26 protein-coding genes and 1 tRNA gene are annotated in these 26,800 nt (G+C 64.5%); 15 read left to right on the top strand and 12 right to left on the bottom strand.

Going from position 1 to position 26,800, the window contains the following annotated elements; genetic code table 11:
* Window positions 1–4 precede the first annotated feature (4 nt).
* Both CDV49_RS14535 and CDV49_RS14530 read left to right on the top strand, forming a co-directional pair.
* Window positions 5–1,297 carry an adenylosuccinate synthase gene (locus CDV49_RS14535; RefSeq protein WP_088216147.1) on the top strand — a complete coding sequence of 431 codons (1,293 nt, stop codon included), beginning with the start codon at window positions 5–7 and terminating at the stop codon, window positions 1,295–1,297.
* Window positions 1,297–1,533 carry a DUF2842 domain-containing protein gene (locus CDV49_RS14530; protein WP_035740816.1) on the top strand — a complete coding sequence of 79 codons (237 nt, stop codon included), beginning with the start codon at window positions 1,297–1,299 and terminating at the stop codon, window positions 1,531–1,533. Before CDV49_RS14535 ends, CDV49_RS14530 begins: the two co-directional genes overlap by 1 nt.
* Window positions 1,534–1,539: 6 nt before the next feature.
* Here CDV49_RS14530 and CDV49_RS14525 read toward each other — a convergent pair whose 3' ends face one another.
* The gene (locus tag CDV49_RS14525; RefSeq protein WP_088216146.1) at window positions 1,540–2,328 is read right to left on the bottom strand and encodes a hypothetical protein; all 789 of its coding nucleotides are present in this window, start codon (window positions 2,326–2,328) and stop codon (window positions 1,540–1,542) included.
* Here CDV49_RS14525 and CDV49_RS14520 point away from each other — a divergent pair.
* Complete coding sequence (locus tag CDV49_RS14520) at window positions 2,312–3,172, top strand: thiamine diphosphokinase (RefSeq protein ID WP_256947354.1); 861 nt, start codon at window positions 2,312–2,314, stop codon at window positions 3,170–3,172. The genes CDV49_RS14525 and CDV49_RS14520 overlap by 17 nt on opposite strands.
* Here CDV49_RS14520 and CDV49_RS14515 read toward each other — a convergent pair.
* A complete protein-coding gene (locus CDV49_RS14515; RefSeq protein ID WP_256947353.1) occupies window positions 3,054–4,013 on the bottom strand; it encodes a DMT family transporter in 960 nt (319 codons plus the stop codon). The genes CDV49_RS14520 and CDV49_RS14515 overlap by 119 nt on opposite strands.
* 153 nt (window positions 4,014–4,166) lie before the next feature.
* Here CDV49_RS14515 and CDV49_RS14510 point away from each other — a divergent pair.
* The 8 genes from CDV49_RS14510 to CDV49_RS14475 all read left to right on the top strand — a co-directional run bounded on the left by CDV49_RS14510 (window position 4,167) and on the right by CDV49_RS14475 (window position 10,140).
* Window positions 4,167–4,250, top strand: a tRNA-Tyr gene (locus CDV49_RS14510).
* A 174-nt stretch (window positions 4,251–4,424) separates the two neighbouring features.
* Window positions 4,425–5,228, top strand: a complete 804-nt coding sequence (gene rlmB / locus CDV49_RS14505) for a 23S rRNA (guanosine(2251)-2'-O)-methyltransferase RlmB (protein WP_035741257.1) — start codon at window positions 4,425–4,427, stop codon at window positions 5,226–5,228.
* A gap of 94 nt (window positions 5,229–5,322) precedes the next feature.
* Window positions 5,323–5,868 carry a YHS domain-containing (seleno)protein gene (locus CDV49_RS14500; RefSeq protein ID WP_143413180.1) on the top strand — a complete coding sequence of 182 codons (546 nt, stop codon included), beginning with the start codon at window positions 5,323–5,325 and terminating at the stop codon, window positions 5,866–5,868.
* A 180-nt stretch (window positions 5,869–6,048) separates the two neighbouring features.
* The gene (locus CDV49_RS14495) at window positions 6,049–6,483 is read left to right on the top strand and encodes a CoA-binding protein (RefSeq protein WP_088216143.1); all 435 of its coding nucleotides are present in this window, start codon (window positions 6,049–6,051) and stop codon (window positions 6,481–6,483) included.
* Window positions 6,484–6,540: 57 nt separating this feature from the next.
* Window positions 6,541–7,230 carry a PAQR family membrane homeostasis protein TrhA gene (trhA, locus tag CDV49_RS14490; protein WP_218821986.1) on the top strand — a complete coding sequence of 230 codons (690 nt, stop codon included), beginning with the start codon at window positions 6,541–6,543 and terminating at the stop codon, window positions 7,228–7,230.
* 78 nt (window positions 7,231–7,308) lie between these two features.
* Complete coding sequence (gene dgcN, locus CDV49_RS14485; RefSeq protein ID WP_088216142.1) at window positions 7,309–8,310, top strand: N-acetyltransferase DgcN; 1,002 nt, start codon at window positions 7,309–7,311, stop codon at window positions 8,308–8,310.
* A 2-nt stretch (window positions 8,311–8,312) separates the two neighbouring features.
* The gene (dgcA, locus tag CDV49_RS14480; RefSeq protein WP_088216141.1) at window positions 8,313–9,278 is read left to right on the top strand and encodes an N-acetyl-D-Glu racemase DgcA; all 966 of its coding nucleotides are present in this window, start codon (window positions 8,313–8,315) and stop codon (window positions 9,276–9,278) included.
* Between the two features lies 1 nt (window position 9,279).
* Window positions 9,280–10,140, top strand: a complete 861-nt coding sequence (locus tag CDV49_RS14475) for a D-amino-acid transaminase (protein WP_088216140.1) — start codon at window positions 9,280–9,282, stop codon at window positions 10,138–10,140.
* Between the two features lie 106 nt (window positions 10,141–10,246).
* On the opposite strand, the gene CDV49_RS14470 is transcribed toward CDV49_RS14475, so the two are convergent.
* The 4 genes from CDV49_RS14470 to CDV49_RS14455 all read right to left on the bottom strand — a co-directional run bounded on the left by CDV49_RS14470 (window position 10,247) and on the right by CDV49_RS14455 (window position 14,819).
* Window positions 10,247–11,167 (bottom strand): ABC transporter permease, encoded by a 921-nt coding sequence (locus tag CDV49_RS14470; RefSeq protein ID WP_088216139.1) that lies wholly within the window; start codon window positions 11,165–11,167, stop codon window positions 10,247–10,249.
* 9 nt (window positions 11,168–11,176) lie between these two features.
* A complete protein-coding gene (locus CDV49_RS14465) occupies window positions 11,177–12,454 on the bottom strand; it encodes an ABC transporter permease (RefSeq protein ID WP_088216138.1) in 1,278 nt (425 codons plus the stop codon).
* Between the two features lie 108 nt (window positions 12,455–12,562).
* The gene (locus tag CDV49_RS14460) at window positions 12,563–13,636 is read right to left on the bottom strand and encodes an ABC transporter substrate-binding protein (RefSeq protein ID WP_088216265.1); all 1,074 of its coding nucleotides are present in this window, start codon (window positions 13,634–13,636) and stop codon (window positions 12,563–12,565) included.
* A 79-nt stretch (window positions 13,637–13,715) separates the two neighbouring features.
* On the bottom strand, window positions 13,716–14,819 hold the full coding sequence (locus CDV49_RS14455) for an ABC transporter ATP-binding protein (protein WP_088216137.1): 1,104 nt from the start codon (window positions 14,817–14,819) through the stop codon (window positions 13,716–13,718).
* Between the two features lie 320 nt (window positions 14,820–15,139).
* On the opposite strand from CDV49_RS14455, the gene CDV49_RS14450 reads away from it, so the two are divergent.
* The 3 genes from CDV49_RS14450 (at window position 15,140) to CDV49_RS14440 (ending at window position 18,236) form a co-directional block, all read left to right on the top strand.
* The gene (locus CDV49_RS14450) at window positions 15,140–15,793 is read left to right on the top strand and encodes a protein-L-isoaspartate O-methyltransferase family protein (protein WP_088216136.1); all 654 of its coding nucleotides are present in this window, start codon (window positions 15,140–15,142) and stop codon (window positions 15,791–15,793) included.
* Between the two features lie 60 nt (window positions 15,794–15,853).
* Window positions 15,854–17,212: a TolC family outer membrane protein gene (locus CDV49_RS14445; RefSeq protein WP_088216135.1), complete on the top strand. Its 1,359-nt coding sequence runs from the start codon at window positions 15,854–15,856 to the stop codon at window positions 17,210–17,212.
* A 91-nt stretch (window positions 17,213–17,303) separates the two neighbouring features.
* A complete protein-coding gene (locus tag CDV49_RS14440) occupies window positions 17,304–18,236 on the top strand; it encodes a hypothetical protein (RefSeq protein ID WP_088216134.1) in 933 nt (310 codons plus the stop codon).
* Between the two features lie 1,182 nt (window positions 18,237–19,418).
* Here CDV49_RS14440 and CDV49_RS14435 read toward each other — a convergent pair.
* The 3 genes from CDV49_RS14435 to CDV49_RS14425 all read right to left on the bottom strand — a co-directional run bounded on the left by CDV49_RS14435 (window position 19,419) and on the right by CDV49_RS14425 (window position 22,554).
* Complete coding sequence (locus tag CDV49_RS14435; RefSeq protein ID WP_035706383.1) at window positions 19,419–19,739, bottom strand: DUF6280 family protein; 321 nt, start codon at window positions 19,737–19,739, stop codon at window positions 19,419–19,421.
* Between the two features lie 254 nt (window positions 19,740–19,993).
* Window positions 19,994–20,746: a CAF17-like 4Fe-4S cluster assembly/insertion protein YgfZ gene (gene ygfZ, locus CDV49_RS14430; RefSeq protein ID WP_088216133.1), complete on the bottom strand. Its 753-nt coding sequence runs from the start codon at window positions 20,744–20,746 to the stop codon at window positions 19,994–19,996.
* Window positions 20,743–22,554 (bottom strand): ABC transporter ATP-binding protein, encoded by a 1,812-nt coding sequence (locus tag CDV49_RS14425; RefSeq protein WP_088216132.1) that lies wholly within the window; start codon window positions 22,552–22,554, stop codon window positions 20,743–20,745. The genes ygfZ and CDV49_RS14425 overlap by 4 nt, the downstream gene beginning before the upstream one ends.
* Before the next feature lie 132 nt (window positions 22,555–22,686).
* Here CDV49_RS14425 and CDV49_RS14420 point away from each other — a divergent pair, with 132 nt between their 5' ends.
* The gene (locus CDV49_RS14420; protein WP_088216131.1) at window positions 22,687–23,889 is read left to right on the top strand and encodes a pyridoxal-phosphate-dependent aminotransferase family protein; all 1,203 of its coding nucleotides are present in this window, start codon (window positions 22,687–22,689) and stop codon (window positions 23,887–23,889) included.
* Between the two features lie 15 nt (window positions 23,890–23,904).
* Here the strand turns inward: CDV49_RS14420 and copM are convergent, their stop codons facing one another.
* The 3 genes from copM to CDV49_RS14405 are packed head-to-tail and all read right to left on the bottom strand — an operon-like array spanning window position 23,905 to window position 26,628.
* Window positions 23,905–24,267: a CopM family metallochaperone gene (gene copM / locus CDV49_RS14415; RefSeq protein ID WP_088216130.1), complete on the bottom strand. Its 363-nt coding sequence runs from the start codon at window positions 24,265–24,267 to the stop codon at window positions 23,905–23,907.
* 58 nt (window positions 24,268–24,325) lie between these two features.
* On the bottom strand, window positions 24,326–25,447 hold the full coding sequence (locus tag CDV49_RS14410) for a pyridoxal phosphate-dependent aminotransferase (RefSeq protein ID WP_088216129.1): 1,122 nt from the start codon (window positions 25,445–25,447) through the stop codon (window positions 24,326–24,328).
* Window positions 25,448–25,488: 41 nt separating this feature from the next.
* The gene (locus CDV49_RS14405; RefSeq protein ID WP_256947352.1) at window positions 25,489–26,628 is read right to left on the bottom strand and encodes a DUF2235 domain-containing protein; all 1,140 of its coding nucleotides are present in this window, start codon (window positions 26,626–26,628) and stop codon (window positions 25,489–25,491) included.
* Window positions 26,629–26,800: the final 172 nt, after the last annotated feature.

Raw genomic sequence — 26,800 nt, 5'->3', positions numbered from 1 at the left:
TGAAATGGCCAATGTCGTCGTCGTCGGCGCCCAGTGGGGCGACGAGGGTAAGGGAAAAATCGTGGATTGGCTCTCGGAGCGGGCGGATATCATCGCGCGCTTCCAGGGGGGGCACAATGCCGGCCATACGCTCGTGATCGGCGAGAAGGTGTTCAAGCTGTCCCTGCTGCCCTCCGGGATCGTGCGGCCGGGCAAGCTCGCCGTGATCGGCAACGGCGTGGTGCTGGACCCGTGGGCGCTCTTTTCGGAGATCGACAAGCTTTCCGGCCAGGGTGTCGCGATTTCCACCGACAACCTGATGATCGCGGAAAATACGCCGCTGATCCTCCCTCTGCATCAGGATCTCGACAAGATCCGCGAGGAAGCGGCAGGCGCCTCCAAGATCGGCACCACGGGGCGCGGCATCGGCCCGGCCTATGAGGACAAGGTGGGCCGTCGGGCGATTCGCGTGGCCGATCTTGGCGATGAGGAGACGCTCGAGGCGCGGCTGGACAGGCTGCTCGCCCATCATGACGCGCTGCGTCAGGGTCTCGGCGCGCCTGCCGTGGATCGGGCGGAGCTGAAGGCGAAGCTGCTGGAGATCGCGCCAAAACTGCTGCCCTATGCGCAGCCGGTGTGGAAAATCCTCAACGAACAGCGCCGGGCTGGCAAGCGCATCCTGTTTGAAGGGGCGCAGGGCTCGCTGCTGGATATCGACTTCGGCACCTATCCTTACGTGACCTCCTCCACCACCATGTCGGGGATGGCCGCGACTGGGACGGGGCTTGGCCCCTCCGCCATCGGCTTCGTGCTGGGAATCGCCAAGGCCTATACCACGCGGGTCGGTTCCGGTCCGTTCCCGACGGAACTGGAGGATGAGATCGGTCAGCGTCTGGGCGAGCGGGGTCATGAATTCGGCACTGTCACCGGGCGGAAGCGCCGCTGCGGCTGGTTCGACGCGGTTCTGGTCCGCCAGACCTGCGCGATCTCCGGCGTCAACGGCATCGCGCTGACGAAGCTCGATGTGCTGGACGGGTTCGACACGCTGAAAATCTGCGTGGGTTATGAGGTGGACGGCGTGAAATACGACCACCTGCCGACCGCCGCGGCACTCCAAACCCGCGCGACGCCGATCTATGAGGAGCTGGAGGGCTGGCAGGAATCTACCGCGGGCGCGCGCTCATGGGCGGAGCTTCCGGCGGCGGCGGTGAAATACGTCCGCCGTATCGAGGAGTTGATCCAGTGCCCCGTGGCGCTCCTGTCCACCAGCCCGGAGCGGGACGACACGATCCTCGTCACCGATCCGTTCGCGGACTGATGGCGCTTGGCTACAAAGCCCGGCGGCGGTTGTCGCTGCTCATCCTGCTGGTGGGTGTGCCGCTCTATATCGCCGTCGCGGTCACGCTGATGAACTGGTTGGACGCCCGTTTCGGGCGCCAGCCGTTCTGGGTGGAACTGGCGATCTATGTCGGCCTGGGCATCCTCTGGGCGCTGCCGTTCCGGGCAGTTTTCCTGGGGGTGGGGCGCGCCGATCCCGACGCGCCGGAGGAATAGGCGGGATCAGGCGACGCTGCTGTGGGACTCATCGAAATACGCGGAGTCCTCCGCAACGGCGAAACGCCCTTCTCCCAGCCGCCGGAAGCGGCCTTCGCGGACGAGAACGCCGAAGGATTTCAGCTCCTCCTCGAATGGATAGGGCGTGTTGCTCGATTTGGACAACGCATCCAGAAGTGCCGGACGGGTGAAATCCGTCCAGCCTTCCACCGCCATAAGATAGGCTGCGATCGCCTCCATCCGCTCCGTCAGACTGGCCGGCGCAATCTCGGCCAGCACGCTTTTCAGACGATCCGCCGAAATGGCGGGGTATTTTGTGACGGAAAGCTCATGAGGCATGAGCTTCAGGGGCGGCAGGCTCACCTGCTGGGCCGGGGCGGGCATGTCCACCCGCTGGGTTGCAAGAAGCAGGAGGGGAGCGCTCATGTCGTCCTGCAACGCGCGCTCTGCCTGGGCGGCGGGCTCCGCGCTTTCCCCGATATTCGGCTCCGCAAATGCCGCGATTTCCTCCGCCGAAAGGCCATAGGTGGGTCTGTGATCCCGCTCTTCCGTCGTGGACGCCGTCAGCCGCAGCACGCCCTCGGAAACAGAGACGTCAGCGGGCGGAAACGCTTTCGACAGGGCCGCCAAGTCCGCCTGATCCACGACACGCGTGCCAAGCGCTGGGTTTCCCCCCGCGGCCTGCCGCAAAGCGGCCAGCACCTGCGCGAGAACCGGTGCGGGGGCCTCGTAGCCTTCGATACGGCAGGAGAAGTCGCCGTAGGTGACGGAAAGGGTCTTGCCGCTCGTTGTCATTCTTTTCGCCATATCCGCCGGACCCGGCCTGTTCCCGATCAAGCTGTTCCGCCCGTCCGAATGCGGCTTGCCGCCGCCGCCCGGACCGGTCAATCTGACGCGAGAGATTGCCAGTCCGGGCGTGGCCCGTCAACATGAGCCCATGCCCGAACCTGTCCTTACCGCAACATCTGGCATCACTTTGCTTGGCGGTGCCGATATTTCGGCATCCTCGCTTGAGTTGGCGCTGTCCCTCGCGCCGGTGGCCGTTGCCGCCGACGGCGGGGCCGACAGGGCGCTGGCCTTGGGTGTCCGTCCTGAGCTCGTCATCGGCGATCTCGACTCGCTGAGCCCTGCTGGCCGGGAGGCGATGGGCAACGCCGTTCTGGAGGTGGCCGAGCAGGACACCACGGATTTCGAGAAGTGCCTGCAACGTCTGGCGGCTCCCTTCGTGCTGGGGCTGGGGTTTCTGGGCGGGCGGCTGGATCACGCCCTCGCCGCGCTGACGGTGCTCACCCGCGCCCCCATGCCCGTTCTGCTGATCGGCGAGGAGGATGTGGTGTTTTGCGCGCCCTCCACGCTGACGCTGCACCTGCCCGTGGGAACGCGCCTCTCGCTCTATCCGCTCGCACCGGTCCGGGGGCGGAGCGAGGGGCTGGTCTGGCCGATCGACGGTATCGACTTTGCTCCCGCGGGCAGGGTAGGCACCTCCAATCGTACTGCGGCGGAGGTTGTGCGCCTGTCCTTCACGGGACGAGGGATGCTGGTGCTGCTTCCCCGACAGGCATTGCAGCCGGCACTGTCGGCACTGCTGTCCGCTGAGCCACACGTTCCCGGTGCACCAGATAAAGACCCGAAGCGGTGATGATGGCGATTCCCGCCCAGCTGATTGCATCGGGGAGATCACCGAAGATCGTGTAGCCGAAAAACACCGTCGCGATCATCTCAAAGTAGTGCAGGGGGGCGAGCGTGGTCGATCCGGCAAAACGCAGCGCATAGGTCATCAGCATGTGTGCGACGGTGGCAGCGGCGCCCACCCCCGCCAGCGCCAGCCAGATCGCTCCGTTGTCCGGCCATGCCAGCCCAAGCTGCACGCCCGGAATATCCAGCGGCAGCAGCAAGGCAGGGATCGCCAGAACGCAGGCGGCGAGCGCCGTATGCGCCTGCATGGCGACCGGATGTTGCTGACGGGCGAGGCTCCTCGTGATGAGGATATAGAGCGCGAAAAAGACCGCTGTCATGAGGGGAAAGAAGGCGACCGGCCCGAAGGTCACAAAGCTCGGCCGAATAACGAGCAGGGCGCCCGCGAAACCAACCGCGCAGGCGGCGATCCGGCGCGGACCCACGCTTTCGCCGAACAACGCCCAGCCAAGCAGCAGGATGATGAACGGCTCCACGAAAGCGATGGCCAGCGCATCGGCCAGCGGCATGACCTGAACCGCGGCGATGAAGGCGTAGGTGGCGAGAATCGATACGGCGGCGCGGAGGAACGTCAGCCCGAGCACGCGGCGTGACATGCGCCATTCCACCCGCATCAGGATGACCACCGGCACCATGAGCGCGGCCTGCACGACAAAGCGCGCGACGGTCACCTGTCCCACCGGCACCGCCTGCGAGGCGATCTTGGAGGCCACGTCGATCATGGGGGCCGTCAGGCAGAAGCCGAGCATCAGCGCGATGCCGAGAAAGGTGCGATCCTGTGTCATCACGCCTCTTTAAGTCAGGCGGGGAACGGCTGGCTGTTCATTTGCGACATTCGGTGGCGGTTTGAGCCATCCGTCTTGACTGAACAATGTCGGCTTCGGCCGGAAAATCGCCTTGACGGGATCCATGGCCTCCTGTAATCCCCGCCTCGCGTCGGGCGACGTGCTGCAAGGTGCGGCAGCGGACTGTAACTCCGCCGGGGAGACCCATGCCTGGTTCGATTCCAGGGTCGCCCACCACTTCCACAAATTTCTTCGAGAAATCAATGGAGTGGTGGTTCCGCGACAGGTGGCATGGACCGTGCCTCTGGCATGGGATATGTGCATGTTTCCCTCTTTCATCATTAGGCCGTGGACGCGGTCCGGGGGCTTTTTGAACGCCGGTTGCAACCGGTTGTCTGTGCGGGGCGTGCCATGAAAAAACCGGCTTGGGTCATTGATAAGGAGCGGGCCAAACGGGCCGCTGCGGCGGAAACCGTCTGGCTGTTCGGGCTGCACGCGGTGCGCGATGCGCTGCTCAACCCCAGACGCACGCGGCTGCGGCTTGTCGTGACCAAGAACGCCGCGGACCGGCTTGGGGACGCCATCGCCGAAAGCGGTATGACACCGGAGATTGCCGATCCGAGAAAGTTCGACGTTCCGATCGATCCGGGCTCCGTACATCAGGGCGCGGCTCTCGAGGTGAAGCCGCTCGACTGGGGTCGGCTGGAGGATGTCGCCATTTCGGGAGAAGGGGCGCCGCTTGTTGTCCTGCTCGATCAGGTGACGGATCCGCATAACGTGGGCGCGATCCTGCGATCCGCAGAGGTTTTCGGTGCGCGGGCCGTCATCGGCACCCAGCGGCACTCCGCCCCGGAGACGGGAGCCCTTGCGAAAAGTGCGTCCGGCGCGCTGGAGCGCCAGCCCTATCTGCGCATCCGTAACCTTTCCGACGGGATGGAGACGCTGCGCAACATGGGTTTCACGCTGATCGGTCTTGCCGGGGAGGCGACTGTCGCGCTGGACGCGGCGCTTTCCGATCTCGGTGACCGCCCGGTGGCGCTGGTGCTTGGCGCGGAAGGTCCGGGGCTGCGTGAAAAGACGCGGGAAACCTGCGATGTGATCGTCCACATTGCCGCAGCAGGAGAGTTCGGTTCCCTCAACGTCTCCAATGCTGCTGCGGTGGCGCTCTATGCCGCCGGTCACCGTGGCCGGTTGGGCACAGGTTCGGGAGAGTAGGCCCCGCGCCATCACGGTTGCGGGAGCGCGGGTTTTCCGCGCCCTTGGGCCATGTCATCTGTGATGGACAACTGACCGACTGAAGGAGCGCGCCATGACGGTGCTCACCGCACCCGGCGCTTTGCCGCACAGCCTTTCAGACCGCCACGGAACCCTGCGCGGGGCAGGTCGCCGGATGGGGCGCCGGGAACTGTTCTTTCTGGGTGCGGGCGGGGTGGTGGCCTTGTCCGGAGCTGTGCCAGCGCTCGCGGGGACAAATCGCCGCATCTTCGCGCCTGGAGGGATCGCGCTCGCGGGCCGCGACCCGGTATCCTATTTCAGTGCCGCGTATCCCGTGAAGGGCAAGACGCAATACGCCCTGAAGTGGAAGGGCGCGATCTGGCTCTTTGCCTCGCATGAAAATCTTCTGGCTTTTGAAGCGGATCCTCGCGCCTATGCGCCCCAATTCGGCGGATGGTGCAGCCGGGCGATGGAGAGCGGCGGCCGAAAAGTAGCCTCCGACCCGGAGATTTTCGCCATCCAGGACGGGCGCCTGTACCTGTTCCGCAGCGCCGATGAATTGACGGTCTGGGCCGCCGCGACAACCGGGATCGACAAAACTGCCACAGCGGAGGAGCAATCCATCGCATCCGGAAATTAGCATTCGTTCTGAATATGTTCACAGATTCGCGACTCCCCCCTTTAAAAGCGGGAAAGGGTCTCTATCTGCTCAATCAGAAGCGCGGAATCGGAACCTCCGTGCTTCGGTTCACTGTCCCTCGTTCCGCGACTGGCGCCCGGTCTTCGTGACTGGGCGCTTTTTTATTCTGGAGACACAGTCATGGTCCAGAGCGAATCCGCCCTGTTTGCCCGCATCCTCCGCGATACGCGAAATGTCGCCGTCGTCGGTCTGTCACCCAATCCGACGCGCCCCAGCTATGGCGTGGCCCGCTTCCTTCAGAGCCTGGGATGGCGGATCGTGCCGGTCAATCCGGGCCATGCGGGCGAAACCATCCTGGGCGAGACAGCGGTGGCCAGCCTCGCCGATATCCCCGATCCCGGTGCCATCGACATGATCGACATCTTCCGCCGTTCGGATGCCGCGGGCGCCGTGGTGGAGGAGGCGCTTGCCACCCTGCCCAATCTCAGGACGGTCTGGATGCAGCTGGGTGTCACCGCGCCTCAAGCGGCGGAGCTCGCCCGCGCCCGCGGGGTCGATGTGGTGCAGGATCGCTGCCCCGCGATAGAGTTTCCTCGCTTGCTCGCGGCACGCTGACATTCTGTCACACAAGCGTCGCTTGGCAGTCGCCGCGATCACTGGCAAAGTCATGCCATGCCACAGATGACAGAGTCCGCTCCCTCCGATCTGCCCTCCGATTTGCCCGGTGGCGTGCCGCGCCTGCGGCCGCGCCGTGACGAGCTGATCGCGGATGGGGTCGTGCATGGCGTCGGAGTGGCGCTGGCTCTCCTCGGGACGGTCGTTCTCGTCGTCTCTGCCTCGGACGCGGGGTGGAGCGGGCAGGCGGCTGCAGCGCTCTACGGCGCCATCCTGGTGGTCGCTCTCTCAGTCTCGCTGGCTTACAACCTCTGGCCCGAAGGGGCGGTGAAGCTGGTTCTGCGCCGCTTCGATCACTCGTCAATTTTTCTTTTGATTGCGGCAACATACACGCCGTTTCTTGAGCGAAGCGCGAGCCATTATTCCGCCTTGGTGATGCTCTGCGCGATATGGCTGATGGCTATCGCCGGAGTTGCGAGCAAGTGGATTTTTCCCGTCGGATATGGGTGGTTGTCGCTGATCCTCTACCTCTCGATGGGTTGGAGCGGCCTGCTGATCGCGGCACCGGTGATGCAGAGCATTCCCGTCCTGTCACAAGTGCTGATCCTGGCTGGCGGGCTGGTCTATTCGCTGGGCGTCATATTCTTCCTTTGGGAAAAACTGCGTTTCCAGACGGCGATCTGGCACGGGTTCGTGGTAACGGCGGCGGCGATGCACTATGCGGCCATTCTCGCCTGCTTCCGGTAGCGGAATGCCTGTCTGATCGGGGGTTGCGCCTGCGGGGCGGCGCGTCATCATGGGGGTGTTCAATCTCCGAGGTTCCCCATGATAAAGACGCCCTACCTCCTTTTTCTTGGTGACGCACCCGACCCGTTGGCGGCAAAGGTGGCGCAGGGCATCCGTGACTGGCGCCCTGAATTCGCCGTGGCGCAGTTCCGCATGGAGGGCTGCAAGGCCGACATGAAACTCCCCGACATGACCTTGGCGGAGGCGAAGGCGGCGGGTTGCAAGACGCTGGTCGTCGGCGTGGCGAACCGTGGCGGGGTGATTTCGGACAGCTGGATCAAGGTGTTGGTGGAGGCGCTGGAGGAGGGATTCGACATTGCCTCCGGGCTGCACAACCTGCTCCGGGATGAGCCGCTGCTGGTTGCCGCCGCGGAACGTTTCGGGCGGGAGCTTCATGATGTCCGTGTTCCGGTCGTGGATTATCCCATTGCCAACGGCAAGAAGCGCTCCGGCAAACGGATGCTGGCCGTGGGCACCGATTGCTCGGTCGGCAAGATGTACACCTGCCTTGCCATGGACAAGGAAATGCGGGAGCGGGGCCTGAAATCCGATTTCCGTGCGACCGGGCAGACGGGTATCCTCATTACCGGCGGGGGTGTGCCGCTTGACGCGGTCGTCGCTGATTTCATGGCGGGGTCGGTGGAATACCTGACGCCGGACAATGACGAAGACCATTGGGACATGATCGAGGGGCAGGGGAGCCTGTTCCACATCTCCTATTCCGGGGTGACGCTGGCGCTGGTGCATGGGGGCCAGCCGGATGCGCTGGTGCTCTGCCATGAGCCGACCCGGCCGCATATGCGCGGCCTGCCGGACTACAAACTGCCCAGCCTGGAGGACCTGCGGGACGTGTCGCTCCAGCTCGCCCGCGTGGGCAACCCGGAGTGCAAGGTCGTCGGCATCTCCGTCAACACCCAGCACATGGGCGAGGAGGAGGCCGTGCGTTATCTTCAGAACGTGGAGCAGCAGATGGGCCTGCCCACGGTCGATCCGTTCCGGCATGGTGCGGGCCGGCTGGTCGATGCGCTGATGGCGTCCTGACCATGAAGCTGACCGTAACCCCCGATACCTTCCGGCTCGCGGAAGTGTTCACCATATCGCGCGGCTCCCGCACGGAGGCCAAGGTGCTGACCGTCACGGTGGAGAAGGATGGCATCACCGGGCGCGGCGAATGCGTGCCCTATGCCCGCTACGGCGAAAGTCTGGAGAGCGTGACCCGGCAGATCGAGGGGCTTGAGCTTCCCCTAAGCCGGACGGAGCTGCAAGCCATGCTGCCGCCGGGCGCCGCGCGGAACGCGGTCGATTGCGCGCTCTGGGACTGGGAGGCGAAACGCGCGGGCCGGCGTGTCTGGGATATGGCGGGGCTGCCGAGGCCGGAGCCGATGATCACCGCCTTCACCCTGTCGCTGGATACGCCGGAACGGATGGAGGCGGCGGCGCGCCGGAACGCCTTCCGCCCTCTGCTGAAGATCAAGCTCGGCACCGCCGATGACATGGGCCGGCTGGAAGCCGTGCGGCGTGGTGCCCCGGAGGCGCGGATCATCGTCGATGCGAACGAAGGCTGGACGGCGGAGGTCTATCGCGACCTTGCCCCCCATCTGGTGCGGCTCGGCGTGGCGCTGGTGGAGCAGCCGCTCCCTGCAGGGGCGGACGAGATGCTGGCGGAAATGGCACGCCCCCTGCCGGTCTGCGCCGACGAAAGCTGCCATGACCGGCATTCGCTGGACGACATCGCGGGCAAATACGATCTCGTCAACATCAAGCTCGACAAGACAGGCGGCCTGACGGAGGCGCTGGCGCTGCGTGATGCGGCGCATGCGGCGGGCTATGGCATCATGGTCGGCTGCATGGTGGGGTCTTCCCTCGCCATGGCGCCTGCTGTGCTGGTGGCGCAGGGCGCGGCTGTTGTCGATCTTGACGGGCCGCTGCTTCTGGCCGAAGACCGCGTCAGCTCGCTGCTTTACGACGCTGCGGGCGTGCATCCGTCCGACGCCGAGCTTTGGGGGTAACATGAGCCGCATCGTCTATGTAAATGGTGACTATCTGCCGGAGGAGGAGGCGCGCGTCTCCATCTTTGATCGCGGCTTCCTCATGGCGGACGGTGTCTATGAGGTGACGAGCGTTCTGGGCGGCAAGCTGGTGGATTTCGACGGCCACACAAGGCGGCTCGCCCGCTCGCTGGGCGAGCTGGAGATGGCCGCGCCCGTTTCGGATGATGAGCTTCTGGAGATCCACCGGGAACTGATCGCGCGCAACGGGGTGGAGGATGGCATGGTCTATCTTCAGGTCACCCGCGGCAATCCGGGCGACCGCGATTTCGCCTTTCCCGACAAGAGCGTAACGCCGACGCTGGTGCTGTTCACCCAGTCGAAGCCCGGTCTGGCGGACAGTCCGCAGGCGAAGACCGGCGCGAAGGTGATCTCCGTCCCCGATATCCGCTGGGGACGCCGGGACATCAAGACGGTGCAGCTTCTCTACCCGAGCATGGCCAAGATGATGGCCAAGAAGGCGGAGGTCGATGACGCCTGGTTCGTGGAGGACGGCTTCGTCACGGAGGGGTCGTCCAACAACGTCTATATCGTGAAAGGCGGGCGGATCATCACCCGGCCCCTCTCCGAGGAGATCCTGCATGGCATCACCCGCGCCGCGGTGATCCGTCTCGCCGCCGAGGCGCAGATGGAGGTCGAGGAGCGGCTGTTCACGGTCGAGGAAGCGCAGGCGGCGGACGAGGCGTTCTTCACCTCCGCCTCCGCTTTCGTGATGCCGGTGGTCGAAATCGACGGGGCAGCGATCGGGGAAGGGAAACCCGGCCCGGTGGCGGCACGCCTTCGGGAAATCTATCTCGACGAGATGCGCAAAGCGGCGGTCTGAGCTTCGGGTCTGAGCCCCCGGTCTGAGCCTCGGGCGGCAGGCCTTTGATAATGTGGGCGGGACGCAGGCGATGGCTTGCGTCCCGCTTCATTTCCGGCCGCTGTCCTCAGCCAGGGCTGAGGCCGCGGAGACGCTCCGACCGACGGCGCAGGAGTTCGACCGTGGTCAGAAGACCGATGGAGACCACGATGAGGATGGTCGCCACGGCGAGGATGGCGGGGCTGATCTGCTCCCTGATGCCGTTCCACATCTGGCGGGGAATGGTCTGCTCGTCCGGGCTGGCGAGGAACAGCACGACCACCACCTCGTCGAAGGAGGTCACGAAGGCGAAGAGCGCCCCGGAGATCAGCCCCGGCAGGATGATGGGCAGCGTCACCTTGAAGAAGCTTCGGACGGGAGACGCACCGAGGCTCGCCGCCGCGCGGCTGAGCGACCGGTCAAACCCGACCAGCGTCGCCGTCACCGTGATGATGACAAAAGGGATCCCGAGCGTCGCATGCGACAGGACAAGGCCGAGGTAGGGTACGCCCCACTGCTGGATCTGGATACGCGAGTAGAAGAAGAACAGCCCCGTCGCGGTGATGATGACCGGCACGATCATCGGCGAGATCAGCAGCGCCATGATCGACCGGCGGAACGGCATCTCGGGCCGGGAAAGGCCAAGCGCTGCAATGGTGCCGAGCGTCGTGGCGACCAGCGTCGCAAAGAAGCCGACGATGATCGAGTTCTTGGCGACCTTCACCCATGTCGCGTTCTGCCACACGTCTGCCCAGAAGGCGCTCGTCCGCGGAGCATCCGGGGCTTGCGTGCCGAAGGTCAGGAGCATGTCATACCAGCGCGTCGAATAGCCTTGGGGATCGAAGGCCAGCATCTTCTCCGTGAAGGTGAAGTAGGGCTCCGCGTTGAAGGAGAGCGGGATGACGACAAGGATCGGCGCGATCAGGAACAGGAAGATGAGCGTGCAGAGCGTCAGATAGACATAGTGCCAGACGCGTTCGAGCGGGCTTGCATAGACGGGAAGGGCCATCGTCGTTCCTCAGCCGAGCTTCATGTTGTCGATGCCGATCAGGCGATCATAGAGCCAGTAGAGCAGCAGCACCGCGGCCAGCAGGATCGCCGCCAGCGCCGCCGCCATCGACCAGTTCAGGCTGCCCTGCATGTGATAGGCGATCAGGTTGGAGATGAGCTGCCCGCTTGCCCCGCCGACCAGCGCGGGGGTGATGTAGTAGCCGACCGCAAGGATGAAGACGAGCAGCGACCCCGCCCCGATCCCCGGCAGGGTCTGCGGGAAATACACCCGGCGGAAGGCTGTCCAGGAGGTCGCGCCGAGGCTTCGCGCCGCGCGCACGTAGGAGGGGTTGATCGGCCGCATCACGGAGTAGAGCGGCAATACCATGAAGGGCAGGAGGATATGCGTCATCGCGATGATCGTGCCGAACTGGTTGTACATCATCGGCAGGCGCTGATCGTCGTTGATGATCCGCAGCGCGACGAGCATGTTGTTGACCACGCCCTGTTCCTGCAAAAGCACCATCCACGCCGTCGTCCTGACAAGAAGCGATGTCCAGAAGGGCAGCAGGACAAGGATCATCAGCAGGTTGGACCGCCGAAGCGGCAGCGTCGCCAGCAGATGCGCGATGGGATAGGCCAGAACGAGGCAGATGCCGGTGATGAGGGCGGAGAGCCAGAAGGTGCGCAGGAAGAGCGGCACATAGATGCGGCGGTCCTCCGGCACGCGCTCGATCGCGCCGGCGTCATCGCGCTGCATGTCGATCGCGGCGAGGTAGAAGTTGGCGGTATAGGGATGCGCGGCCTGACGCATCACGCCCCAGAGCACGGGGTCGCCCCAGCGCGCATCTTCCGCCACCATCGTCTCATGGTAGGGCGGCTGCCAGTCGCGCGACTTTCGCGCCGCGGAGGTGAAGAGCGAGCGCGTGCCGGGCAGGTCGTAGTTCACCCGCGTGGCGACGGTACCGAGGGTCTTGGCCTCCGCCGCATTCCTGATGTCGGTGGCGAGCGCGGCAAAGGCGCTCTCGTCGGGTTCCGCACCCGGGTGATCGTCCAGCCAGCCGGAGACCGCAGGCATGTTGGCCGAAAAGCCGTCGTTATAGACCGAGCGGAGCAGAAGCTGGCCGATGGGCATCACGAAGGTGACGACGATGAACAGCAGCAGCGGCAGCACAAGCAGCAGCGCCCTGCGCCGTGCGCTCCTCTGCGACCGTGCCAGTGACCGTCTGAGCGCTTTGCCGCTCTCTTCCGGCAGGACACTGTCGGGCTGTCGTCCGGGCGGATAGACCGCGGTGGTTTCGACCATCTTGCTTCGATGCCTCTGGATTGGCGGCAGGCGCGCTGACATCCCGCCGCCGGATAGACTGGACATGCCCGGTCCCGCAGGGGCGGGGCCGGGACGGGCTTCTTCAGGTCAGTTGATGAGCCAGGCGTTGAAACGCTCTTTCAGATCCGCATCGTGATCGACCCAGAATTCGAAGTTCGTCTCGACCGCATTGGTCATGTTGGCCGGGGTGGTGGGCAGATAGGGGGCCATGACGGTCTTGCCGTCCTTGTAGGTCCGCTCCATGGTCGCGGTGGATTTCCGCGTCGGGCCATAGCTGATGTATTGCGTCATGTCGGCGAGCTTCTCGGGCGAGGTCGAATAGTCGAGAAACTTGATCGCGTCCTCCAGATGCGGGGCACCTTTCGGGATGACGTAGCCTTCGAACTCGTACTGCATGCCATCCCAGACGGTGACGAACGGTTTGCCCTCGCCGATCACCGCGTTGAAGATGCGCCCGTTATAGGCCATCGTCATGGAAACTTCACCATCCGCCAGAAGCTGCGGCGGCTGGGCGCCGGCTTCCCACCAGACGACATCCTTCTTGATCGTGTCGAGCTTCTTGAACGCGCGGTCCAGCCCTTCCGGGGTGGCCAGCACGTCATAGACCTCGGCCGCCGGCACGCCGTCCGCCATCAGGGCGAGTTCGATCACCGTCTTGGGCGATTTGCGCATACCGCGCTTGCCCGGGAACTTGGCGGTGTCGAAGAAGTCGGCGGCGGTCGCGGGCTTCTCGCCGGGGAACTTGGTCTCGTCATAGGCATAGATGGTGGCCCAGACGTCGGTGGCGACGAGGCAGTCCGTCACGGCGCCCTCAAAGAAGTCGTCCGCGGCAGCGGTGCCATCGGGCGCCGCGGCGAGCTTGGAGACGTCGATCTCCTCCAGCAGCCCTTCGTCGCAAAGCCGCACCGCGTCGGAATATTCGAGCGACGCGATGTCCACGGTGACGTTGCCCGCCTCCACCATCGCCTTGATCGGCGCGGCGGGGTTGTCGGAATCCAGCATCGTCGCCTTGATGCCGGTGTCCTTCTCGAAGGGTTTCACATGCGCCTCGGTCTGCGCCATGCCATAGGCGCCGCCCCAGCTCATCACCACGACCTCGGCCTGCGCGGTGCCGAGGCCCGCCGCCGAGAGCGCCGTCGTCAGCGCAAGTATCTTCTTCATCTTCAGGCTCCCTGTTTGCCCTGTTATCCGGCGGTTTCCGCGGAAATCCGCCTTATGCTGTCCGTTGCCGCTTCCGGAGTCAGACCGGATCGAGCGCGCGCGCATCCTGCGGTGCCCAGCCGATCCTGAGTTGCTGCCCTGGCGAGAGTTTCGTCTGGCTCAACGTGTTGCGGCATTTCATCACGAAATCGTCCGACCCCGCGACCTTCATTCGGGTGCGGAGAACGTCGCCCATGTAGATCACCTCGATCACTTCCGCGTCGATCATGTGGGCGTCCTTCGGCATCATCTCCGGCTTGAACTCCACCCGTTCCGGGCGGATGGAAACCAGCGTCTCCTGCCCTTCGTGGCGCAGGTTGACCGGCGTCGCGTCGATCACCTCGCCCGTAGCGAGCCGGATGAGAGCCTTGTCCGGGCCGAGCTTCTCGACCGTGCCCGGAAGGCGGTTGTTCTCGCCGATGAACTGGGCGACGAAGCTGTTCCGCGGGCGTTCGTAAAGCTCATCGGGCGGGGCGAGCTGCTGGATGCGCCCGTCGTTGAACACGGCGACCCGGTCGGACATGGTCAGCGCTTCGCCCTGATCGTGGGTGACATAGACGACGGTGATCCCAAGCTCGTGGTGCAGCCGCTTTATCTCGAACTGCATGTGCTCACGGAGCTGCTTGTCCAGCGCGCCCAGCGGCTCGTCCATCAGCACGAGCTTCGGATCGAACACCAGCGCCCGGGCGAGGGCGATGCGCTGCTGCTGGCCCCCCGAAAGCTGGGCCGGGCGCCTTGCCCCGAATGCGCCCATCTGCACCATGTCGAGCGCGCGGGCGATCTTTGCCTCCCGTTCCGCCTTCCCCATCCCCCGCACTTCGAGCGGGAAGGCAAGATTTTCGGCCACGGTCATATGCGGAAAGAGCGCGTAATTCTGAAACACCATGCCGATGCCCCGCTTGTGCGGCGGCACGGTATTGATCGGACGGCCGTCCAGCCGGATCTCTCCGTGAGTCGCGGTCTCGAACCCTGCCAGCATCATGAGGCAGGTGGTCTTGCCCGAACCGGAGGGTCCGAGCATGGTGAGGAATTCTCCCTCGGAAATCGTGAGATTGAGGTCTTTGACGACGAGGTTTTCGCCGTCGTAGCTCTTCTGAACGTGCTCGAACTCCACGAACCGGTCGCGGCCCTGGGCTGGTTCCACGCAAGTCTCCCTGTCTGGCGGCTCGGGCCGCTCGTTCTTCTATAGCTCCATCGGAGCCATGAGTGGGTATCACGACCAGCGGCGCGCCTTGGCGCTAGGTCGTTTGCGACAATCCCGGTCAATTCTCGACATTTCTGCATAAACTAGCGGCATAATTCGAAACTATGCCCAGAGAATCACCGGCTTTATGGTCGGAACGCTGCGATTATGGCCCCGGCAAGGCTAAGGTTTCGGCAGCAGTGAGGTGCAACGGGCGTTGTTGCCGCCGCTGATTTTCTGTGGCAAGACACCTTCGACGCAGGACTGGACGGGAACGGGCAATGTCGGATTTCGCGAGCCGCCGCACGGTGATGGTGGACACCCAGATCCGCCCCGCTGATGTGACGAAATACCCGATTATCGATGCGATGCTGAGCGTTCCGCGCGAAGTCTATATTCCCGCCCCGTTGCGCGAAGCCGCCTATGTCGGCGAGAACGTCTATATCGGGCGGGATCGGTTTCTGCTGGAACCCCGCACACTGGCCAAGCTCCTTGATGCCCTGGATATCGGGGCGGATGATCTCGTGCTCGATATCGGTGCGGGGCTCGGCTATTCGACCGCGGTGATCGCACGGCTGGCCGAAGCCGTCGTCGGCATCGAACAGGATGAGGAATTTGCCGCAGAAGCGCAGGATCTGCTCGCGGCGGAGGGTGTGGACAACGCCGTAATCGTCAAGGGTGACTTCGCCGAAGGCTCTCCCAAACACGGGCCTTTCGACGTGATCATCCTCGAAGGGGCTGTCGAAGACGTTCCGGAAAAGATCCTCGCCCAGCTCAAGGATGGCGGCCGCATCGGTTGCCTGTTCATGGAGCGTGCTCTCGGCGTCTGTCGCATCGGATACAAGATCGACGGCGAGATGACTTGGCGCTATGCTTTCAATGCTTCCGCGCCCGTCCTTCCGGGCTTTGCGGCAGAGCGGGGTTTCGTGTTCTAGACTGGATCTGGACAGGACACCGCCTGACTAATGAAAAAAAGATCAGGAACGAGGCGGGACATGGCAGGGCGATCGAAGGTCAGGTTTTTCGCGGCGTTATTCGCGGCGGGTTTGTCCGTTACTTCGGCTGGGGCCGAAACGCTGACAGACGCGCTCATCGCGGCCTATCGCAATTCCAACCTTCTGGAGCAGAACCGGGCCGTTCTCCGCGCAGCGGACGAAGATGTGGCTACTGCCGTCGCAGCGCTGCGCCCGACGCTCGCTTTCGTGGCGCAGTCGCGGTGGGTGGATCCCGTACTGACGCGGCGGCTCACAAGCACCATAGGGCTGTCCACAAGTCTCACGCTCTATGATTCGGGCCGCAATCGGCTTGGGATAGAGATCGCGCGCGAATCGGTGCTTGCCACGCGCGAGGCGTTGGTCGGGGTTGAGCAGCAGGTGCTGCTGAATGCCGTTCAGGCCTATATGAACGTGCGCAGTGCCATTGAGTATGTCTCGCTGAACCAAAATTCGGTGCGCGTGATCGGCGAGGAGCTTCGGGCCGCGCAGGATCGATTCGACGTGGGCGAGGTGACACGCACCGATGTCGCGCAGGCGGAGGCTCGGCTGGCCTCGACCCGCGCGCAGCTTTCCAGCGCTCAAGGTGATCTGACCACGGCACGGGAGGCTTACAAGGCCGCGACCGGGCAGTACCCGGGCACTCTCGCCACGCCGCCGACGCCGCCCCGCAGCGCGGCATCCGTGGATGATGCAAAGGCGGTCGGCGTTCGTACCCATCCCGATGTGCGTCAGGCGCAGCGTCAGGTCAACGTGGCGGAACTGAACGTCTCGCTCGCGGCGGCACAGCGCCTGCCGACAGTTTCTGCCACCGGTTCCGTCGCGCGGGATCAGAGCGGGGATGATGCCTCGGCCCTTACTCTCTCGCTGACCCAGCCGATCTATCAGGGGGGCGCGTTGTCATCCCTGCATCGTCAGGCGATCGCCGGTCGGGATCAGGCCCGCGCGGCGCTTCAGCAGTCGGCTGTGAACGTGGCCTATCAGGTTGGTGCCGCCTGGTCGCAACTGCAGGTTTCGCGTGCCTCTCTGGCGTCTATCGATGAACAGATCCGGGCGGCGCAGGTCGCCTATGATGGTGTCCGGGAGGAGGCCCGCTTCGGCGCGCGCACCACGCTTGACGTCCTGGACGCGGAGCAGGAGTTGCTGAACGCCCGGGCAAGCCGGATTTCCGCGCAGTCGCAACAATATGTTGCTGCCTATTCGGTCCTGTCCGCGATGGGCCTTCTTACCGTCGATCACCTGAAGCTCGGCATTCCGACATATGATCCGGCCGCCTACTACAATGCGGTGCGCGAGGCCCCCTATACTTCCATCCAGGGCCAGAAACTTGACCGTGTGCTGCAGAGCATAGGGAAAAAGTAACTATTTCCTGTCATGATGACATGTGAGTCGTGGGCTGGCCAAGCCACGTAGGGCGGCTAGATGCTCCAGCGGACAGAAGGATCGAGGCGATATGTCTGACTCCGGTAAACGTGGCGAGATCGAAGATGTGCTGACGGCGATCCGCCGTCTTCTCGCGCAGGACAGCGACGGGTTGGAGATGCGCCTCCAGGGAGAACGCGCTGCGGGGGAGCGCCTCATGCTCACCCCGGAATTACGCGTGGAGCACGCGGATGGACGTGGCTCCATAGAGGATGCGCTGGCCGTGCTCGAAGCGGCAGTCGCGGCGCGGGCAAGCGCACCCGAGCCGATAGAGAGCAGGGGGTTCCGCGACGATCTTCATGATGTCGATGAAGCGCCGTTTATCTCGATTGACGAGCCGGAACCACATACAGCGGAACCGATCGCTTTCCGTCAAACTCAAGCCCGCCGGTTCCAGCTTGTGCGGAATTCCTTCTCCCATAGCGATGAGAGCGAGGAACAGGACGAACTACATGCGGAGGCCGGTCGCCCTCCCGTGGAAGTTCCTCCAGAGCCCGATGCGCCCACCGAACTGCCCCCGGATACACCGGAGGAGGCACCTCCCCCCGATATCCCGGAAGACCCGGTAGAGGAGCCTGCCGAAATCCCCGTCGAAGAGCCGGTAGAGACCCCGCCGGACGCGCCCGATGAACTCCCTCTTGACGACCCGGGCGTGGAACAGATGGAATTCGCTCCTGCCGTCGGCCGCATTGAGGCAGAGGAACAGGTATATCTTCCCGAGGAGGTGCGCGTCGGTTGCGGCGCGGAAAACATGCCCTCGGCGGCGCTGCCTGATCTGGAAGACCACATTGGTCTTTTCGCGGATGAAAAACCGGAACTGAATGATGAACATCTCCGGATGCTTGTCGCGGAGATTCTGAGGGAAGAACTTCAGGGCCCGCTGGGCGAGCGTATGACGCGGAATGTCCGCAAACTCGTGCGGACGGAAATTCGCAGGGCGCTCGCGGGCAGAGAGTTCGAATAGTTCAGAAGGGGCAGATGGACTCCCGTCAAACCCAGCCGATCGCTGCGGAGCTTGGCGAATTTGTCAGGCATTGGTTAGCTCGAAGCGGACGCCAGCTGCCAAATTGCCATTGGTCTCGGCGGTGCTGATGGAAAATCGATCAAGGTGTGATCACGCGGTTGGATCAAAACCGTGGCCGCGAATGATCCAGCGCTTCATGTTTGAAGAACGGTCTCAATGCTGCCGTTGAAGTGATCCACGGCTCGGACCGGCGATTGGGGGTACGCAGGCGTCGCAGCAGGTCGCGCCCTTACGTCCTCAATCAGAGGACGATCGGCCACGAATGCGAATCGACTGAGGAGCGGTGATATGCTCGCCCGCGAACTTCGGTCTCTTCATGTCCGGTCCTCTCCTCGGGCAGCACTCTAGGATCAGGCGGAAGAATTATCGGGGGGCCATAGCAGTTTCTGGCTGCAGTATTGCCAAACGCTGATGCACTCCATCGACATGTGTCTCAAAGTCCCGAGGCCCTTCGCCGCCTTCGCCGCCTTCGCCGCCCCAGATAAGCGAGGATCGGTTTTATGGGATTTAGCCTATTATGGCTGAACTTCTTTGGGGTTGATGATCTGCTAGCATGGTAGCGAACTGGTGGGCGGCAGCTGTTGTTCCATGTCGGCGCTCACTAGCGGGCCGGATACGCTCGGATCAACGGGCCAGCTTGCCGTTAGCAATCGCGGCTCCCTCCGCACGCCGAGGGATGTCTCTCAGCGCTCCTTGATCTTCGGCTCCCCTTTACCAGTCGTCATTACATGCTGGATGGTGGCGAGGCTAAAAGCCCGTGAGATCAATCTTGCAACGCGACAGAAGCAAGTGTGTTCAGCACGCAGTGTGAACTATTGCAGACAGCTTCTTCTGATCGCCTCGACCGGCTCCTAGCGCGGACATTGTTCCCTAGGGCATCCGACAGATTGAATGACGGCGATACAGCGCCATGCTGAGCGGAGCGAGAAGTGAGGAAAACGTCCGCTACAGGTTTCCCTTCTGCCCCGAACGATACCCGAACGATATCCGGCTGGCAGAAGCCCCGGGTAGTGCGTCTGCACGGACGGCGGCTTCCCTGATCGTTTGCCAGCCGAAATGTTCGGATGGCCATAAAAAAGGCGCGCCACGAGGCGCGCCCTTTTTGAGGCCAATCCTTCGGGCTCAGGCAGCTTCGGCCTGTTCCAGAAGATGGCGGCGTTCGCTTTCCTCACGGGAGAGGGCGACAGAAGTGCGGATGCCCTTCGCGACGAATTCCATGAGGCCCTTCACGACACGCTCGTTCGGGTCGATCCCGGCGCAGGAAAGAACTTCGCGCCCATCGCGAGACCTTGCCCAGCGAGCGATCTGTTCCGGTCCGTTCCCGTATTTCTTGTCATCAGCAATCGCATCGTCCAAGGCAGCAAGGACAACCGCGGCGAAGAGTTTACGAGCCCGCGCGCCTTGCTCGAAGTTGAAGGCATTGCCGTCGACGGAGTCGGCCATGATATCCGGTCCTTTTCTTGTTATTGCTCTTGCGTTCTTCGGAAGGTCGCCGAATATCGTGTTTAGGGCCGGGTTCGGTATTACCGTTCGGGAATACCTGCCATGTGGGCATGGCATGCCGAAACGGGGCCCATCACAATATGCAGTCGCCTTACCAGGGGAGTGCCGCCGATATATAGGCCCCCCTGTCTTTCGATCAAGCATTTATCGGCGGCGACGTCTTGTTGTTTTGCCGCAGGCGCAGTGTCGTCGCGTCACGTTCTGCGGAGCGCGATCCCGTCGGCGGTGAGCGGTCCGGCGGCGCGGTCGAAACGGAGATAGGCAATGGCGCGATTTCCGGCGACGGTAAAGACGCGGCCCGCAGGCTTTCCCTCTGCTAAAACCTCGGCTCCGGGCGTCACGGGACTGTCCAGCACGACCGAAACGAAGCCCTTGCGAAGCTCTGTCTTGTGCTTCATGCGGGCGGTCACTTCCTGTCCCACGTAGCAACCCTTGCGGAAGTCAACGCCGTTGAGGCGGTCGAACCCAGCTTCGAGGATATACGTGTCGTCCGGCAGCAGCTCCACCCCCGCTTCGGGAATCGTTTCCGCCACGCGGATGGCATCCCAGTCCACGGCGGGCGGGCCACCTTCTTCATCTGTATAAAGCCGCCAGCCCAACGCAGGATGGCGCGGATCGCGCAACGCCCCTTCGGGCGGTTCTCCAAGGCCGCGCAGCACGTGGAGGGGGCTGGGTGCGATGGCGACAGCGGCGCGGAGCCGATACATCTGGAGACGGCGGGCGAGGGCCTCCGCCTGTTCCGCATCGGCGTCGAGCAGGATCCGGTCCCCCGCATCGGCAAGGAAGAAATCCGCCAGATACTTGCCCTGCGGCGTCAGCAGCGCTGCATAGACCAGCCCATCCTTCAACCGGCCGAGATCGTTGGTGACAAGGTTCTGCAGAAAGCTGACCCGGTCTGCGCCGGTGATTTCATAGATCTTGCGGTTCGATGCGCGTTCGCCCGTCATGCCCCTGCCTCCGTGTCATTCACCGATATGGGCATGGTCGACTGGAATTGCAGCCGGTAGAGCCCGGCGTAGAGCCCGTCGCGGGACAGCAACTCCTCATGCGTGCCCTCATCGACCACACGGCCCTGATCCATCACGACGATCTTGTGCGCGTCCCGGATGGTCGACAGCCGGTGCGCAATGACCAGCGTCGTCCGGCCGACGGAGAGCCTGTCCAGCGCCGCCTGCACCAGCGCCTCCGAGCGGGCGTCTAGGGCGGAGGTCGCCTCGTCCAGCAGCAGGATCGGCGCGTCACGGAGCAGGGCGCGGGCGATAGCCACGCGCTGTCTCTGCCCGCCGGAGAGGGCGGAGCCGCGCGGCCCGGCCGGAGTGTCCACGCCAAGGGGCAGATGCTCCACGAACTCCGTCACATGGGCCGCGTCCATCACCTCGCGGAGCCGCTCGTCGCTCACATCCTGTCGGCCCAGGGTGATGTTCTCCCGGATCGTCTCGTCGAAGAGCGCAGCATCCTGGGTGACAACGGAAAACATGGCGCGGAGTTCGGGCAGCGGAATGTCCATGATGTCCACCCCGCCCACCGTCACAAGGCCGGACTGCGCATCCACAAGCCGGGTGAGCAGGTTGAACACCGTGCTCTTGCCAGCGCCAGAGGCGCCGACGAGCGCCGTCGTCCTGCCCGCTTCCGCCGTAAAGGTAACGCCGCGCAGCACCGGCATCTCACCATAGGCGAGGGTCACGTCCTGAAGCCGGATCTCCGTCTCGCCCGGTGCGGGAAGGCGCGGGTGAGCAGGCGGGCTGATGGAGGGAAGCGTATCCATCAGCCGATAGACCCGCTCAAGGCTCGCCGCCGCCACCTGCCAGGTGCCCGCCGTGTCGCCGAGCCTGCGGATCGGCTGGAAGGTCAGCGCCATGGCGGTGAAGAACGACATGAACTGCGCGAGGGTCTTTTCGCCCGCGATGATCTCCCGCCCGCCGAGCACGAGGACGGCAAAGAAGCCAAGCCCCGTCACCACGTCGATCAGCGCCGGGATGGTCGAGCGGCCGGCGGCGTTCTTCACCTCCGCCTTCACGATCGTATCGATGATTCGCTCGAACCGGCCGGACTGGTAGCCCTCCATCCGGTTCAGCTTGATCGGGATGATGCCGTGGAAGATCTCATCCAGCCGCGTCGCGCGGAGGCTGGCCTGACGGCGGCTCTGCGTCGTCTTCCGGCGGACGTAGCGCTGGATTCTGGCAATCGGCAGGATGAGGAGCGGCGTGCCGACCAGCGCCACCATCGTCCACACCGGGTCGATGGAAATCGCCACGGCAAACAGCGACACCAGCGCCACGCCATCCCGCCCAACGGCGGAGATCAGGGTGATCCAGATGCCCTGAATGGCCATCGTGTCACCCTGCACCCGTTCGATGAGGGCGCCGGGCGGGTTTTCCTGAAAGAACCGGCTGTCCAGCGTCAGGATATGGCGCAGCAGGTCAGCCTGCATGGCTGTGGAGGTGCGCTGTGCGATGCGCGACAGCATCGTCTTGCTGAGGATGGAGGTGATCGCGCGGATCAGGAACAGCCCGAAGATCGCCGCACCCACCCACCAGATCGCGGAAGGGTCGGCGCCTGCGAACACCTTCTCGAACAGCGGCTGGAGCATGTAGCTCAGCGCGCCGAGGGTCGAGCCCTCGATCACCATCAGCACGGCGACCAGCGACATGGCCGGGATTTGGTGGCGCAGATAATCGTGCCAGAGCCGGCCGAACAGCCTGCGGGAGGTATAGGGATCGCCCGTCGCGTGGCGGGACTTGCTCGGGTCAGACATCCGGGCGCTCTGCCTAGGGGGCGTTGGCTGCGGTGTAGCGGCTCTTCGGCCCAAGGGCAAGCCGTGCGCCCGGTTGACCCGTGCGGCGGCGCGCACTAGGGGTTGAACCACGCCTTGCATGGAGAGTTTTCGATGAGCCTCGGCTTCGGTCGTCATTACCTTGCCATCCCCGGTCCGTCAGTCATGCCCGACCGGGTTCTGAACGCCATGCACGTGCCGGCGCCGAACATCTATACCGGCGCGCTGGTCGATACGGTGGACGGTATCGTGGCGGATCTCCGCACGCTGGCCCATACGAAGGACAATGTGGCGATCTACATCGCCAATGGTCACGGAGCCTGGGAAGCGGCGAATGCCAATGTGTTCAGCCGGGGTGACCGGGCGCTCAGCCTTGCGACCGGGCGGTTCGGCATCAACTGGGCGGCGCAGGCGCGCGAGATGGGGGTGGAGATCGACATGATCGACTTCGGCCTGCGCGCGCCGGTCGATGCGCAACGGGTGGAGGAGGCGCTGCGCGCCGACACCGGGCACAGCTACAAGGCGGTCCTGCTGACGCATGTGGACACCGCGACCTCCGTCCGCAACGACGTGCAGGCCGTGCGGCAGGCAATGGACGCGGCCGGGCATCCGGCGCTGCTGATGGTGGATTGCGTGGCCTCCTTCGCCTGTGATCCGTTCGAGATGGACGCCTGGGGCGTGGACGTTCTGGTAACGGCGAGCCAGAAGGGCCTGATGACGCCGCCGGGGCTTGGCATCCTGTTCTTCTCCGACAAGGCGAAGCAGGCGACCCGCGGCAATGACCTGCGCACGCCCTATTGGGACTGGCAGCCGCGGGCGGAGCCGCAGGAGTTCTATCAGCATTTCTACGGCACCGCGCCCACGCATCTGCTGCTGGGTCTTGCCGAGGCGCTGAACATGATCCTGCGGGAGGAAGGTTATGAGGCGGTGATGCAGCGCCACCGGACGCTCGCCCGTACCGTCTGGGCTGCCTTCGATGCCTGGAGCCACGGGAGCGAGATCGCCCTCAACATCGCCGATCCGGCGTTCCGCGGCCATTCCGTGACCGCGGCCCGCATGGGCGCCCCGCACGGCACCGCGCTGCGCGAATGGACGGAACAGAACGTGGGCGTGACGCTGGGTATCGGGCTTGGCATGGCGGAGCCGGGTGACCCATCGTGGCACGGCTTCCTGCGGGTGGCGCATATGGGGCATGTGAACGCCCATATGACGCTGGGCGTTCTGTCGGTGATGGAAGCAGGGCTGCGCGCGCTCGACATTCCGCACGGGCCGGGTGCGCTGGACGCGGCGGCGCAGGTGATCGCATCCAGCTGCTGACCCGGATCGGCTCGCCTAGTATCCGTGCTTGGCGAGCCAGTCGTTCATCCAGCCGATTTCCTTTTGCTGGGCGGAGATCACTTCCTCGGCAAGTTTCTTCACCTCGGGATCCTTGCCGTATTCGAGCACGACCTTCGCCATGTCGATGGCGCCCTGATGGTGCGGGATCATGCCGCGGATAAAGTCCACATCCGCATCGCCGGTATAGGGCACGCCCATCGCGGAATGCATCTTCTCCATCGCCTCCATGTAGGCGGCGGTGGAAGGGCTTTCCATGCTGCTCCCCGGCGTGCCATGCGCCGAATGATCCTGCGCAAGCGCGGGGAGGGTGAAAAGGCTGAGCGTCGCTGCGCAGAGAGCGGTGGTGATCGGTTGCATGATGGCCTCCGTTACTAGGAAACCGCACCGTCGGACCTTCCAGCCGGGGGAAGGCAAGTCACGCGGGCGTGACGCTCTCCCGTGCGGCGGCCAGCGCCCCCGGCAGCACCTCCTCCAAAAGGTCGAGATCGGCGGGCCGCCCCGCGCTGATGCGGATGCAGCGGTCGAGGGGCGCGACCCCCGGCATGCGGATGAACACGCCCCGCGCGCCGAGTTCCGCGACGATCCGGCGGGCGAGCGCCCCATCCCCGCCGCTGTCGATGGCGACGAAGTTGGTGGCGGAGGGGAGGGCATGCAGCCCGTTCGCGGCGGCAATCGCACCGATCCGCTCCCGCGCAAAGCCAACCTTCCTGCGGGTCTGTTCCAGCCATTCGGTATCGGCCAGCGCGGCAAGCGCCCCCGCCTGCGCGATCCGCGACATGCCGAAATGGTTGCGCACCTTGTCGAACGCGCGGGCGAGGGGGGCGGCAGCCAGTGCATAGCCGACCCGTGCCCCCGCCATGCCGTAGGCCTTGGAGAAGGTCCGCATGCGGATCACCCGCGGATCCTCCGCCGCGATCCGCGCCGCCGTCCCTTCGGGGGCCAGCTCCACATAGGCCTCATCCAGCACGAGGAGGGTGCCGTCGGGCAGGGCCTCCACCATCTGCTCGATCAGCCTTCCGGGATGGTGGCTCGCCATCGGATTGTCGGGATTGGCAAGATAGATCAGCTTGGGCCGCAGCGTCGCCGCGAGCGCGACAAGCGCCGCTGGATCTTCATGATCCTGCCGATAGGGCACCTTGTGCAGCACCCCCCCGCAACCCGCCACATGGAAATTGAACGTGGGATAGGCCCCCTCCGAGGTGACGACCGCATCGCCGGGCGCGATGACCAGCCGGGCGAGATAGCCCAGAAGCCCGTCAATCCCTTCGCCGACCACCACGTTCTCCGGCCGGAGGCCATGATATGCGGCGAGCGCCTCCTTCAGATCGTGGTTTTCGGGATCGCCATACATCCACACGTCGCTGGCCGCGCGCGCCATGGCTTCGATCGCCTTTGGCGAGGGGCCGAAGACGTTCTCGTTCGCGCCGAGCCGGGCGCGGAAAGGGGTGCCGCTCCGCCGCTCCAGCGTTTCGGGGCCGACGAACGGCACTGTGGCGGGGAGTGCATCGACAAGGGGGGTATAACGGGGTCCGGTCATGGCGCATGACAAGCGCAAACGCGCGCGCCGCGCAAGGGGGATCAGCCCTCCCGGCGGAAGGGACTGAAAAGCGCGGCGATACGCACGGAGGTTTCCCTCTGTTCGGGGGTGTCGATGCGCCGGACCTGCCGGGTCGGCGTATGGAACCGGACGGTCGGGTGAAGGCGACCCTTCACCGGCCCGTTCGCGCGGGGGCTGCGGATGAGGAACACCTTGCCCCATCCGTCGAATGTGCCCACCGCACGCGCGCTGGCGTCGCAGGGAAAACGGAGCCGCCAGTCCTGCGGCAGCGGCATGCCTTGCGCCTCCACGCGCTCGAGCATCCAGACCAGCGGAATATTGGCAAGCTGCCGACCCTGCCGGCCGGTATGCACCTGCCCGCCGATATCGGGATGCGCGCCGCGAAACCACGTGTCTTCTGCCTGTCCTTCCCAGTCGGGCAGGGTCTGCCACGGCAGGGGGCTGAAGGCGACGCGCGTCTCGTCGAGCGCCAGAGCCTGCGCGGCGTAGCGAACAGACGGGCCGAGGTCGAGCTGGTGAAAGGCGTGTTCCGCTTCCGTCAGGCGCCAGAGCAGCGGAAGCCGTAGGCCGAGCGCCTTCACGGTATCCCAGACGCCGATCATCGCGATTTCGACCTGCGTATGACAGTGGGCGGCGCGGAAGGCGGAGGCGCTGTCGCTTTGGGGGGCAAGCCGGTAATGACGGAAGACCTGCCGGATGTTGCGCTCCGTGGCTTCTTCCGCACGCAAAAGGCCCAGCCGGTCGATCATCCCGGCAAGCGACCTGACGGCGAACCCGCCCCGAGAATACCCGAACAGGAACACCCGATCGCCCGGACGGTAGCGGGAGGCAAGGAAGCCATAGGCCCGCTGGATCTGATCGTTGATCGAGGCACCCGTGATGATGTCCGGCAGGCTGGACCAGCCCTTCCACTGAATGCCCGCCTCATAGAAAAGCGAAATCCGGGAAGCGCATCCGGCCTCCCGGAGCAGGCGGAACGTGTGGCCGGCATTCGTCTCCTGTCCCGAGGTCAGGCTGGAAAGCGTGCCGTCGAGAATGATGACGTGATCCATTGTGGGGCGCGCCTTCCGGCGCTTCGGCAGGGGAGTCGTGGCGGTGATCGGGGCAACATCCGCGAGGCCGAGGAGCCGCCGCATATCCGTGAACCGCCAGATGCCCATTCCGACCTCCGCTCCGCCGTCTGCCGATACCGGTTGACCGTCTCCCTGAAGGAGTGACACAGCCAGATCACCGTAACACGGCGAAAGCCCATCGACTTTATGACAATGCGGCGCGGCCGCTGCGGGTTGCGTGTGGACGGAAAAATACTTTTTCTGTATGAAAAAGGCGCGT

The organism is Haematobacter genomosp. 1, from assembly GCF_002196855.1.
Taxonomy (GTDB): domain Bacteria; phylum Pseudomonadota; class Alphaproteobacteria; order Rhodobacterales; family Rhodobacteraceae; genus Haematobacter.
The sequence above is the reverse complement of the archived record's forward strand: the minus strand, read 5'-3'. Positions and strand labels throughout refer to the sequence as shown.